This window comes from Demequina lignilytica, from assembly GCF_030418305.1.
Taxonomy (GTDB): Bacteria; Actinomycetota; Actinomycetes; order Actinomycetales; family Demequinaceae; genus Demequina; species Demequina lignilytica.
On sequence record NZ_JAUHPX010000003.1, the window covers coordinates 343323 to 356042 of the forward strand.

Sequence of the window (12720 nt, forward strand, 5' to 3'; positions counted from 1 at the left end):
CGCGCCTAGCGGAGGCTTCCGGTGAAGGCGGTCCAGGACTCCGGGGCGAGGCGCAGCGTGAGCGCGTCGCCCTCCTGCGCGACCGGCAGCGCGTCCACCATCCCGTAGGCCTCGGCGGCCTCGCGCCCCTCCCGCGGGCCCACATGGTCCGCGAGCACCGCGGACCCGCCGTCGAGCCGTGCCGTGGCGCCCGGGGTCCGGAGGGTCACGGTCTGCTCCACGTCGGTGCGGTTGGTGACGAACAGCGCGAGCGCCCCGGTCTCCGGGTCGACGGTCGCGGCCGCGGTGACCGCGGGCACGTCGCCGTGCCGCGCGGTCGTGAGGGTCCCGGTGTCGACCTTGACCTGCAGGGCGTCGCCGCGAGCGAGGCGCGCCGCCGTGGCGAACGGGTGGAAGGTGGTCTGCCTCCAGGCGGGACCGCCGGGCTCGGTCATGATCGGCGCGATCACGTTGACCAGCTGGGCGAGGCAGCCGACGGCGACGCGGTCGGCGTGGTTGATGAGGGTCGACAGCATGTCGCCCACCACGACGGCGTCGAGCGCCGAGTAGACGTCCTCGATGATCCGCGGCGCGTCCCTCTGGATCGGCAGGTTGGTCTCGCCGACGAACCGGCTCACGAGGTACCAGACGTTCCATTCGTCGAAGGAGATGGTGATCTGCTTGTCGGAGCGCCGCTCGGCGCCGATCGCGTCCGCGGAGGCGGCGACGCGATCGATGAACGTCGCCATCGCGGTCGCCGACCCGAGGAACGAGGCGCGGTCGCCGTCGAGCTCCTCGTAGTACGCGTGCATCGAGATGTGGTCGACCACGTCGTAGCAGTAGGACAGGACCGTGCGCTCCCACTCGCCGAACGTGTCCATCATCATCGAGCTCGACCCGCACGCGACCAGCTCGATCGACGGGTCCACCTGACGCATCGCGCGCCCCGTCGCGGCGGCGAGCCTGCCGTACTCGTGCGCGTCCTTGTGGCCGATCTGCCACGGCCCGTCCATCTCGTTGCCCAGGCACCACAGCGCCACGCCGTAGGGCTCCTCGCGGCCGTTGGCGATGCGCAGGTCGGCCCACTTCGTGCCGGCCTCGCCGTTGCAGTACTCGAGCAGCGCGATCGCCGCCTCGATGCCGCGGGTGCCCAGGTTCACGGCCATCATCGGCGCGATCCCCTCGCGCTCGCAGTACTGGAGGAACTCGTCCGTGCCGACCAGGTTCGGCTCGACGGTGCGCCACGCGAGGTCGAGGAACGGCTTGCGCTGCTCGACCGGTCCCACCGCGTCCTCCCACACGTAGTTGGACACGAAGTTCCCGCCCGGGTAGCGGAGCACCGTCGCCCCCAGCTCCTGGGTGAGGTCTGCGACGTCGCGGCGGAAGCCGTGCTCGTCCGCGGTCGGGTGGTCCGGCTCGTAGATCCCGGTGTAGACGCACCTGCCCAGGTGCTCGACGAACGATCCGAAGACCCGGCGGTCGACGGGGCCCAGCCGGAAGTCGGGGTGCAGCGTGATGGTGGTCATGGGGCCTCTCCTTCGAGGATCGGGGGACGATGCGGTGGTCTAGTCGGCGAGCTCCTCGGCGGTCCAGGCGACGGGCCAGCCGTCGTCCGTCCAGCCGAGACGGCGGATCTCGAGGCGGAAGTCGCCCCCGTCGTCGCCGTCGTAGTAGTGCAGGGCGAGGTAGCCGTCCGAGTAGGACTGGCCGCCCGGACCGATCATCGATCCGCGCGTGGACAGCAGCTCGTCGCCGCCGTCGTACCTCATGTCGTTGCCCCAGCTGTCGAGGTAGGGGCCGGTGATGGTCTCCGCGCGGCCCACGGCGATCGAGTAGGTCGACTCCGTGCCCTGGCAGCACGAGTCGCGCGAGACGAACAGGTAGTACCACCCGTCGCGGTAGGCGAGGTAGGGCGCCTCGATCGCGTTGGTGGCGGTAGTGCGGTGGGCGATCATCACCGGCTCGGCCCCCGCGATCGGCTTCCCGCTCGGCCACTCGAGCTCGATGAGCTGGATGCCGCCCCAGAAGGAGCCGAACGCCATCCACGGCGTCCCGTCCTCGTCCGTGATGACGCCGGGGTCGATCGCGTTGTACGTGCTCTCCCCTGGGGTGGACCGCCACACCAGGCCCTGGTCCGTCCACCCGTAGTCGGGGTCGTCCGGATCGAGGGTCGGCGAGGTCATGAGCCCGATCACCGAGGCGTTGGAACCGAACGTCGAGGCGGAGTAGTAGAGGTACCAGGTGCCGTCGTGCTCCAGGACCTCGGGCGCCCAGAAGTTGGAGAGCCCCGAGACCTCCTCGTACACCCACGCGACGTCGTCCGGCTTGTCCCAGACGGTGCCCACGTACTCCCAGGTCTCGCCGTCCGTCGAGCGCCGGATCTGCGGGGAGCCGAAACCCTTCTGGACGTCTCCGGTGGAGTACACGTACCAGTCGTGGTCCTCCGTGCCGGCGACCAGGGCCGGGTCGTGCGTGCGGATGTCGCCGTCGACGTCGATCCGCACCCCGGCGGGATCCGCCTCGTCCCAGGGCGCCCACCACCAGGTCCCGACGCCGACCGCCGTCAGGGCGACCGCGGCGGCGGCGCCGAAGAGCAGGGTGCGGCGGCGAGTCATCGCACCGGATCCAGGGCGGCCCAGGCGACGCCGTGGGGCGCGACAGCGGCGACCAGCGCACCGTCCCTGACCCGGACGGGCGACGACGCCCCGCCCCAGAGGTCCGCGAGCGAGATCGTGCCGTGGCCGGTCCCGAGGATCGAGGCCAGCGGCACCTGCGCCTCGTGAGCCTCGTCGCCGGTCCAGAACACGGCGGCGTAGACCCGGTCGGAGCGGGTCGAGCGCGCGGACCAGACGATGAGCTCCCCGCCGTCCATGGGCTCGCGCAGCAGCTCGCGGTTCGCGGTCGAGTCCGCGAGCACCTCCCGCAGCGCGGGGGTGGCGAGGATGTCGAGGGTGCCGGGGTCGGTGGATGGGAGGTCGCCGCCCAGCATGAACGGGGAGCGTCCCATCGCCCACAGGGTCAGCAGCGTGCGCTGCTCGTCACGCGTGAGCCGCGAGTCGCGGGGCTCGCCGCGTTCGGCGCGGATGCCGATGCGCCCCAGGGGCAGCATGTCGGCGTCGGCCCAGCCGCCCTCCTGCTGGAACGGGGCCCAGCGCGCGAGCCGCGCGAACTGCGCGTGCACGTCCTCCCACCGGTCCCACAGGTCGTCGGAGATGCGCCACATCTGCGCGTGTCGCCGCAGGTGCGCGACGTGCTCGGTCGACAGGTGCGTGCCGGGGGACAGCGACAGCACGATCTCCCGCCCCGAGCGTTCGATCGCGCGTGCGTAGGCCTCGATCTCGTCCGCGTAGTACGGCGCCTGCATGTCGTCGGCCTTGATGAAGTCGACGCCCCAGGAGGCGAACTGGGCGACCTGGCCGTCGTAGTAGGCCTGCGCGCCCGGGTGGTCGTGGTTGAGGCCGTAGTTGTCGGGATTCCACGCGCATACCCGCGTGAGGTCGGCGATGTCGCGCGCGGTGTAGGGGGTGCCCAGGACTGGAAGGTTGCGCTCGACCGCCAGGCGCGGGATCCCGCGCATGATGTGGAGGCCGAACTTCAGCCCGAGCGCGTGGACCTGGGCGGCGAGCGGTCCGAAGCCGGCGCCGTCGGCCGCGGAGGGGAAGCGGTTGGGAGCGGGCAGCTGCCGCCCGTGCGCGTCGAGCGACAGAAGTGCGCCGGCGTTGTAGCCGTGGGACCGCGCGGTGGGGTCGTACCAGGCGATATCCACCACGACGGTGTCCCAGCCCGAGGGCAGCAGGCGCTCGGCCATGATCCGTGCGTTCGCGAGGACCTCGTCCTCGGTGACCGTGGTGCCGAAGCAGTCCCAGCTGTTCCAGCCCATCGGGGGGCAGGGCGCGAGCGTCATTGCGGCGTCTCCCATCTACATCGTTGTACGGCAATCGTCGCCCCGATCCCCTCTTTTCGTCAAACTCGGGGCCGATCACAGCGTCATCGACGATCCTCTCACCGGCGCTCGTCGACGCGGCGTCGCGTTGCGCCAATGTTGCAGAAAATTTATAAAGCCTGGCAGAGGTGCAAATTGATGGATGGAAGGGGTGGTGAACCCGAGTGTTCCGCTTGACGGGCGCCCCGTGGGCATGCGAATGTTCCATCGTTGTAAAACGACGGCGGCGCGGTGCCGACGTCATGAGACAGGGGTCGACGACGACCGGGGTCCCCGTCCCGATCAACGGTCCATGGCAGGACCGGCGATCGACGGAGGCTCAGGCTGGACCCTCAGCTCATCAACGACGATGACAGGGAGGCAGCAGTAATGAACAGGAAGCTGACCACGGCGGTGGCCGTGACCTTCGCGGGAGCGCTCATGCTCTCCGCGTGCAGCTCGGGCGGGTCCAGCGGCGACTCGAGCGACAACCCGGACACCTCGGGCGGTGATGCTCCCAACGAGCTCACCTTCATGTTCCGTGGCGGCGAGTACGACAAGCTGGCCTACGAGGCCGCGATCGCGAGCTTCGAGGAGGAGACCGGCGCCGACGTGACGATGATCATCACGGACGCGGACCAGTACAACACCAAGCTGCAGGCCGCGATCGCGGGCAACAAGGTGCCGGACGTCTTCTACGTCGACCCGGCGAACATGATGGGTTACGTCTACGCGGGCGTCCTCGCGGACCTGTCCGGCTACGTGGACCAGTCCGTGGTCGACAACCTGTGGAGCTTCGGCGTCGACGCCTACCGCATGAACATCGAGACCGGCGCGCGCGGCGTGGACGGCGACCCGTTCTACGGCCTGCCCAAGGACGTCGGCCCGTTCGGGTTCGGCTTCAACACGGTCCTGTTCGACAAGCTGGGCCTCGAGCACCCGAGCCTCGACGAGCCGATGACCTTCGACGAGTTCACCGAGCTCGCGAAGCAGCTCACGGTCGACATGGACGGCGACGGCGAGCTCGACCACTGGGGCACCGGCCTCAACGTGATGTGGAACTCGCAGGCCTTCATCTGGGGCGCGGGCGCCGACTGGATCTCGGAGGACCAGAAGACCATCACGGTCGACACCCCGGAGTTCGCCGAGGCGCTGCAGTGGTTCGCCGACCTGGGTCTGGTCGAGGGCGTGACGCCCTCCGCCGAGCAGGCGCAGACGTTGGACACCTACCAGCGCTGGATGGCCGGCGAGATCGGCTTCTTCCCGGTCGCCCCGTGGGACATCGCCACCTACAACGACAAGGCGGCGAACGACCCGGAGAACTTCGGCTACGAGGTCATCCCGTACCCCGTCGCCAACGAGGGTGACGACTGGGCCACCTGGCTCGGCTCGCTCGGCATCGGCGTGTCGGAGAACTCGGCCAACAAGGAGCTCGCGGCTGAGCTCGCGGTCTACCTCTCGACCGACCTGGACGCGCAGAAGACCCTCGCGGACGGCAAGGTGCAGATCCCGAACCTGATCGACTACGCCACGGGCGAGTGGATCGAGACCGACGCGGCCGCCTCCGGCTGGCCCTCCAACTCCAAGGCGTTCCTCGAGATCGCGCAGGAGAAGGGTCGTCCGCTGCCGATGATCTACACCTACACCCCGCAGTGGTACGACAACTTCTGGATCGGCATCGAGAACGTGGTCGACAACGGCTCGCAGACCGCCGCCGACTTCCTCGCGGCCAAGCAGCCGGAGATGCAGCAGCTGCTCGACCAGTCGTGGATCTCCGCCGACCAGGCGAAGGCCCAGGGCTAGCAGCACACTCGAGTGAGGAGGGGCCGGCGCTCCGGCGCCGGCCCCGTCCCTCACGAGGAAGGACTGATGATGGCGACCACGACCGAGGCCGAGCGGACCACCCCCGTCTGGACCAAGGCGGACGCGAAGGCGTCCCGCAAGGCGAACAACAAGCTCCATCGCAAGGAGCACGCGTGGGCGGCGGCCTTCATGGCCGCGCCGGTCATCGGCTGGGTCGCGTTCCTGCTGTTCCCCATGGGGTTCTCGATCTACGCGTCGATGACCAACTGGAACGGCATCGGCAACATGACGTTCATCGGCCTCGACAACTACACGAGGCTCCTTCAGGACCCGTACTTCTGGAAGGCGCTGTGGAACACCGTCTTCTACATGATCGGCATCCCGATCGGACTGGCGATCTCGCTCGCGCTCGCGCTGGCGCTGAGCCGCAACATCCGGGGCCGCACCTTCTTCCGCACCGTCTACTACATCCCGGTGATCTCGTCCCTCGCGGCGATCGCGATCCTGTGGCAGTGGGCGTACAACGGTGACTTCGGCCTGGTGAACCAGGCCCTCGCCCTGGTCGGGATCCAGGGCCCCAACTGGCTGATGGACCCGCTGTGGGCCAAGCCGGCGCTCATCATCATGGCCGTCTGGAAGGGCCTCGGGTACTCGACGCTGCTGTACCTGGCCGCCGTGCAGGCCGTGCCGCGCTCGCTGTACGAGGCGGCGTCGCTCGACGGGGCCACCTCGTGGAAGCGCTTCACCAAGATCACCTGGCCCATGGTGCGCCCGGTCACGTTCTTCCTGGTGGTGACCAACATCATCGCCGGCTCGATGATCTTCACGGAGATCAACATCATGACCCCGACGGGCGGTCCGTCATGGAGCACCGCCTCGCTGGTCTGGTACGTCTGGAACCAGGCGTTCAGGAACCTCAACATGGGCTACGCGACCGCGATGGCGCTGGTGCTCGGGATCCTGGTGCTGATCGTCACGATCATCCAGTTCCGCATCAATCGTGCCAACGACTTCTCGATCGACTGAGGCGAAGGAGACTGCGATGAGCCTCAACGTGAACTCCGCCCGCGCGGCATCCCGCGCGCTCGCCGGAGCCGGCAACCCGACACCCCAGCTGAAGCGCGGGATGTTCCAGAAGAAGGGCGCGACCCAGGAGAGCCCGGCGGTCAACCTGGTCCTGACGCTCGTGCTGTCGATCGGCGCGATCGTGATGGCGGCGCCGCTCGTGTGGATGGTGTCGACCTCCCTCAAGACCAAGGACGGCGTGTACGCGCTGCCCCCGGAGTGGATCCCCGACCCGTTCGTCTGGGACACCTACGTGCGGGTCTTCCAGGACACCTACGTCCTGTCCGGAATCAAGAACTCGCTGATCGTGGCCGTCTCGGTCACCGTGATCGGGTCCGTGTTCTCGGCGCTTGCGGCGTTCGCGCTCGCGAAGCTGCGGCTGCCGGGCAAGAACGCGATCTTCCTGCTGCTGCTGTCCGGCATGATGGTGCCGTTCCCGACGCTGATGATCCCGCAGTTCGTGATGTTCTCGCGCATCGGCTGGGTCGACACGCTGCTGCCGCTGATCGTCCCGGTGATCCTCGGCAACGTGATCATGATCTTCTTCCTGCGGCAGTACCTGCACAACGTGCCGGACTCGCTGGTCGAGGCCGCGAAGATCGACGGCGCCTCGTACTGGAAGATCTTCTGGTCGATGATCATGCCGCTGATCCGCCCCGCGGTCGCGGCCCAGTTCATCCTCTGGTTCATGTTCGTCTGGAACGACTACCTCGCGCCGATCATCTACCTGAACTCCCCCGAGCGGCAGACGCTGCAGGTGGTGATCGCGAACATGAACGTCCAGTACGCCACCCAGCGCGACTACCCGCTGATCATGGCGGCCTCGGTCATCTCCGTGATCCCGATCCTCATCGTGTTCCTCGTGTTCCAGCGGCAGATCATCGAGTCGATCGCCCTCACCGGATCGAAGACCTGACATGACGGAGATCGAGGCGGCCCCGGCGTCCACCGGCGGGGCCGCGGGCGAAGCACTCCCTGATCCCGCCACGTGGGGCGCGCGCAACTCGCACGACCCGACGGCGGTGAGGGACGACGACGGCGTCTACTGGCTGTTCTCCACGGATGCCGACGCCGACGGGCCGCTCCGGTCCTCCGGGGCGCAGATCCGCCGGTCCACGGACCTCGTGAGCTGGGAGTTCGTCGGCTGCGCGCTCGACGGCGTGCCCGCCCCCGCCCGCGCGCATGCCGGCGCGGAGGGGCTCTGGGCGCCCGACGTGGTCCGGGTCGAGACCGCCGCGGGTGTGCAGTGGCGCATGTACTACTCGGCGTCGTCGTTCGGCTCGCGCACCTCGGCGATCGGCCTCGCCGTCGCCCCGCACCCCGCCGGCCCGTGGGAGGACCGGGGCATCGTGGTCGCGACGGTGCACGACCGCGACGGCCACAACGCGATCGACGCGCAGCTCGTGATCGACGGTGCCCGGCACCACCTGGCCTACGGCTCGTTCTTCGGCGGCCTCCACCTCCTGGAGATCGACCCGGCGACCGGCTTCGCGCTGGACGCCCCGGCGCCGGGCGCCCCCGCATCGTCCCCCGGGACGCTCATCGCCCGACGCCCGCGCTCGGTGGACACCGCGATCGAGGGGCCGTTCATCCTGCCGCGGCCCGGCGGCGGGTGGGCGCTGATCGTCTCCTACGACTCCCTGGTCAGCACGTACCACGTGCGGGTCGCCGTGGCCGAGGACCTGTACGGGCCGTACGTGGATCCGGACGGCCATGAGATGACCGACCTGGACGCGGATCCGCTGACGGTGGGCCTCACGGTGCTCGCCAGCCACCAGCTCGAGGGGGGCCGCGGCGTGCTGGCCCCGGGCCACGCGTCGGTGCTGACGGAGCCCGGCCATCAGCTCCTGGTCCACCACACCCGGTTCGTCGATCAGCCGCGCCAGCACGAGGTGCAGGTCCGGCGGCTGGTCTGGACCCAGGAGGGCTGGCCGCTCGTGTCGATCCAGCCGTGGGGCGGGAGCCATGAGGACGATGACGAGGCCGCCTGGCCGTCGGACGTCGCCGCGCTGCGCGGCGACTGGGAGATCGTCGACCTCGGCGGCCCCACGGACCAGGTCGCGCCGGCGCGCCGGGTGACGGTGGACGATGCCGCGCTCGCCGGCCTCGTCCCGCACGGTCGCGGGCGGTTCACCAGGAGCGGTGACGCTCCCGTCGACGCGGTCGTGTTCCCCGCGTGGGACACGGTGCGCGGTCGCGAGACGCTCGCGTTCGCGGCGCGCGGCCCGCGTGGCACCGTGGTGGTCGGGACCGCCGTGCCCGAGGGCGCGGTGGGATGATGGTCACCATGGCCGAGCGCGAGGACAAGCGGCGTCGGGTCCCCCTCGAGGGGTCTCCGACCGACATCGGCGAGGTCCCGGGATGGTCGGGACGCCTCATGGTGTGGCTCCGCGTCGCCGCCCAGCTCGCCGCGATCCAGCTCATGATGGTCGCCGGCACGCTCCTCGGCCTCGTGATCGTGGGCCTGGGGCCGGCGCTCGCCTCCGGCGCTACGCTGCTGCGCCGGATCGTGGACGGCGACCCCTCGGACGCCCTGTGGCGGGACTTCTGGCGCGGCTATCGCGAGGAGCTGCGCCGCGCGAGCCTGGTGACCGCGCCGTTCCTCGCCGTGATCGTGGTCGCCTGGTACGAGGCGCTGGTCCTGCTCGCCCACGGCCAGGGGCCGCTCGCGGCGGTCCTCACCGGCGCGGTGGTGGCCGTGGGCGCCTACGCGGTCGCCTGCCTCGCCTATGCGCCTCACGTGCTGCGGCGCTACGACGACGGACCCGGCCGCACGCTGAGGTTCGTCGCCCTGTCGCCCTTGCTCTCGCCGCTGACGGCGGTGGGCACCGTGGTCACGGCGGTCGCGATCGCGGCCATCGGCCTGCGGTTCCCGCCCGCGTTCCTGCTGGTCGGGCTGTCCATCCCGGTGCTGCTCGGCGGCCTGATCGTCGACCGGTGGCTGGACAAGGTCGACGCGCGGACCGCTCAGGCCTGAGCGCGCGGTCCCCTGCCTCGGCGGGGCGCCGTCACACGCGCGTGGACTCGCGCTCGACCACCTCGAAGTCGGAGACCACGCGCCGGAACGGCTCGCCGTCGCCGCCGATCCGGGCGACGAGCTGCTCGACCGCGGTCGCGGCGATCTGCTCGCGCCCGGGTGCGATGGTGCTGAGCGTGGGAGACGAGTACGAGGCGTCCTCGATGTCGTCGAAGCCGATCACGGCGATCTCGCCGGGCACGTCGATCCGGCGCGCGTGCAGCGTGTGGAGCGCGCCGAGCGCGAGCGCGTCGTTGAGACCGAAGATCGCATCGACCGTGGTGCCGGACTCGAGCAGGCGGGTGGTGCAGTCCGCGCCGGTGGCGCGGTGCCACAGGCCGCCCTCGACCACCAGCGACGGGTCCATCGGGATGCCGTTCGCGGCCAGCGCCGCCTGGTAGCCGAGCAGGCGGAGCGCCGCGGATCCCATCGTCTCCCCGGCGTGGGCGCCGATCACCGCGATCCGGCGCCGGCCCTGGTCGATCAGGTGCTGGGTGGCCGCGCGTGCCGCCTCGACGTTGTTCATGGTGACGTGGTCCCAGTCGCCGCCGAAGATGCGCTCGCCGAGGACCACCAGGGGGTAGTCGACCTTGAGCGCCTCGGTGTCCTCGGGGCCCAGCGCGAGCGGCGAGAAGATCAGGCCGTCGGTGAGCTGGCGCCGCTCCGAGGTGAGCACCTCGAGCTCGTGCTGGCGGTCCGCGCCGGTCTGCTCGATCAGCACCACCACGCCGCGCGCCTCGGCCGCGCGGATGACCGAGTCGGCGAGCTCCGCGAAGTACGGCAGCGAGAGCTCCGGGAGCGCGAGACCGATGATGCCCGTGCGGCCCTGACGCAGGTTCCGCGCGGAGATGTTCATCTTGTAGTCGAGCTCGGCGATCGCCTTCTCGACCTTCTCGCGCGTCGCGGGCCGGATGTGCGGGTAGTCATTGACCACGTTCGAGACGGTCTTCACGGAGACGCCCGCGAGCTTCGCGACGTCGTGCATCGTGACAGCTCCGTGCGATCGGCTTCCGCTCACGTGCTCGTGCCCTCCTCATCGACGGGTCCGGCGACGCGCCATCGCCGTGCCCGCGGCCCTCCAGGGAAGCATGCCAGATCCCTGGGGCCCGGTCGCGTACGCGCGGTGGCGGCGCCCGATCTACAACGATGCACAGTCTATCGCGGCAGGTCAGCGGGCACCGCAGCGGCGCGTCGGCGCCTCCTGCGGAAGGATGGAGGGGGAGGCCGACGATGGAGTCAGGGTGGGTGGCCCGCTGGGTCCCGGGCGTGCGGGTCGCACGCGGCTACCACCGCGCGTGGCTGTGGCCCGACCTGCGGGCCGGGCTGATCGTCACGGCGCTGCTGATCCCGGCCGGCATGGGCTACGCGCGCGTCGCCGGGCTGCCGCCGGAGACCGGCCTCTACGCGACGATCGTCCCGCTGGTGGTCTACGCCCTGGTGGGTCCCTCCCGCATCCTCGTGCTGGGTCCGGACTCCGCCCTCGCGCCGATCATCGCGGCGTCGATCCTGCCGCTCGCGGCCGGCGACCCGGGACGCGCGGTCGCCCTCGCGGGCCTGCTGTCGATCCTGGTGGGCCTGCTGATGCTCGTCGGCGGCGTCCTGCGCCTGGGCTTCGTCACGGACCTGCTGTCGAAGCCCGTGCGTGTCGGCTACCTCAACGCGATCGCGGTGATCGTGATCCTGTCGCAGGCGCCCGCGCTGCTCGGGATCACGCTCGAGGCGTCCGGTCCGGGCGGCCGCGCGGTCGCGCTCGTCGCCGCGGTGGCGGACGGCGACGCCGTGCCGTTGGCGGCCGCGCTCGGCCTCGGGTCGCTCGCGGTGATCCTGGTGCTCCGGCGGCTGCGGTCCCCGGTGCCGGGCGTGCTGGTGGTGGTCGTGCTCGCCACGGTCGCGACCTGGGCGCTCGGATGGGACGGCTCGCTCGCGGTGGTGGGCGCGCTGCCCCCGGGCCTGCCCGCGCCCGCGCTCGCGGGCCTCGCGTGGTCGGACGTGGGCGCGCTGGTGGTGCCGGCCGCCGGCATCGCGCTGGTCGCGTTCACCGACAGCGCGGTGCTCTCGCGCACGCTCGCGGCCCGCCGCGGCGAGTCGGTGGACGGGAGCCAGGAGCTCATCGGCATCGGTGCCGCGAACGTCGCCGGAGGACTCCTCGGCGGCTTCGCCGTCTCCGCCTCCTCCTCCCGCACCCCCGTCGCCGAGCAGGCGGGATCGCGCTCGCAGCTGACGGGGCTGGTGGGCGCCGCGCTCATCGTGCTGTTCATCCTCGCGGCGCCCGGCCTCACCGGATACCTGCCCGTCGCGACCCTCGCCGCGGTGGTGGTGGCGGCCGCGCTCAGCCTCATCGACGCACCGGCGATGGCGCGGCTGTGGCGCATGGACCGGCTCGACCTCGCCCTGTCGGTCGCGGCCTTCGTCGGCGTGCTCGTCGTCGGCGTGCTGGAGGGCATCGCGGCCGCGATCGTGCTGTCGCTGCTCGCCTTCGTGCGCCGCTCGTGGCGGCCGTACCGCGCCGAGCTCGGCCGCGTGCCCGGCCTGCGCGGCTATCACGACCTCTCTCGCTACCCCACCACGGGGAGGCGCCTGCCCGGCATCGTCATCGTCCGCTTCGACGCCCCGCTCTTCTTCGCCAACGGCGAGTCGTTCGACGACTGGGTCCGCGAACGGGTCGCCGAGCGGCCCGACGTGCGCACCGTGATCCTCGCGGCCGAGCCCATCACGGCGATCGACACCACCGCGGTCGAGCAGCTCGTGGAGCTCGACGACCACCTCGCGCGGCACGGGGTCGCACTGGTGCTCGCGGAGATCAAGGACCCGGTCCGCGACACGCTCGCGCGCTACGGCTACGCCGAGCGGTTCGGCGCCGAGCGCGTGTACCCGACGGTCGGCGCCGCCGTCGACGCGATCACCGGCGAGTTCCGCACGGACCTCGACGGGTGAG

General features: G+C 70.8%; 10 protein-coding genes. 6 read left to right on the top strand and 4 right to left on the bottom strand.

Going from position 1 to position 12720, the window contains the following annotated elements:
* Positions 1-5: 5 nt before the first annotated feature.
* From arfA to QQX10_RS07015, 3 genes are read right to left on the bottom strand one after another with little or no spacing between them, the layout of a single operon-like run.
* Positions 6-1505, bottom strand: a complete 1500-nt coding sequence (gene arfA / locus QQX10_RS07005) for an arabinosylfuranosidase ArfA (protein WP_301121963.1) — start codon at positions 1503-1505, stop codon at positions 6-8.
* A gap of 39 nt (positions 1506-1544) precedes the next feature.
* A complete protein-coding gene (locus QQX10_RS07010; protein WP_301121961.1) occupies positions 1545-2594 on the bottom strand; it encodes an arabinan endo-1,5-alpha-L-arabinosidase in 1050 nt (349 codons plus the stop codon).
* A complete protein-coding gene (locus QQX10_RS07015; protein ID WP_301121959.1) occupies positions 2591-3898 on the bottom strand; it encodes an alpha-galactosidase in 1308 nt (435 codons plus the stop codon). Before QQX10_RS07015 ends, QQX10_RS07010 begins: the two co-directional genes overlap by 4 nt.
* Positions 3899-4291: 393 nt before the next feature.
* Here QQX10_RS07015 and QQX10_RS07020 point away from each other — a divergent pair, with 393 nt between their 5' ends.
* The 5 genes from QQX10_RS07020 to QQX10_RS07040 all read left to right on the top strand — a co-directional run bounded on the left by QQX10_RS07020 (position 4292) and on the right by QQX10_RS07040 (position 9746).
* Complete coding sequence (locus QQX10_RS07020; RefSeq protein WP_301121957.1) at positions 4292-5704, top strand: ABC transporter substrate-binding protein; 1413 nt, start codon at positions 4292-4294, stop codon at positions 5702-5704.
* Positions 5705-5770: 66 nt separating this feature from the next.
* The gene (locus QQX10_RS07025; RefSeq protein ID WP_301121955.1) at positions 5771-6730 is read left to right on the top strand and encodes a carbohydrate ABC transporter permease; all 960 of its coding nucleotides are present in this window, start codon (positions 5771-5773) and stop codon (positions 6728-6730) included.
* 16 nt (positions 6731-6746) lie between these two features.
* The gene (locus QQX10_RS07030; RefSeq protein ID WP_367281262.1) at positions 6747-7685 is read left to right on the top strand and encodes a carbohydrate ABC transporter permease; all 939 of its coding nucleotides are present in this window, start codon (positions 6747-6749) and stop codon (positions 7683-7685) included.
* 1 nt (position 7686) lies between these two features.
* Positions 7687-9048, top strand: a complete 1362-nt coding sequence (locus QQX10_RS07035; protein WP_301121953.1) for an arabinan endo-1,5-alpha-L-arabinosidase — start codon at positions 7687-7689, stop codon at positions 9046-9048.
* 8 nt (positions 9049-9056) lie between these two features.
* On the top strand, positions 9057-9746 hold the full coding sequence (locus QQX10_RS07040; RefSeq protein ID WP_301121951.1) for a YesL family protein: 690 nt from the start codon (positions 9057-9059) through the stop codon (positions 9744-9746).
* A gap of 31 nt (positions 9747-9777) precedes the next feature.
* On the opposite strand, the gene QQX10_RS07045 is transcribed toward QQX10_RS07040, so the two are convergent.
* On the bottom strand, positions 9778-10770 hold the full coding sequence (locus QQX10_RS07045) for a LacI family DNA-binding transcriptional regulator (protein WP_301121949.1): 993 nt from the start codon (positions 10768-10770) through the stop codon (positions 9778-9780).
* 245 nt (positions 10771-11015) lie between these two features.
* Here QQX10_RS07045 and QQX10_RS07050 point away from each other — a divergent pair, with 245 nt between their 5' ends.
* Complete coding sequence (locus tag QQX10_RS07050) at positions 11016-12719, top strand: SulP family inorganic anion transporter (protein WP_301121947.1); 1704 nt, start codon at positions 11016-11018, stop codon at positions 12717-12719.
* Position 12720 lies beyond the last annotated feature (1 nt).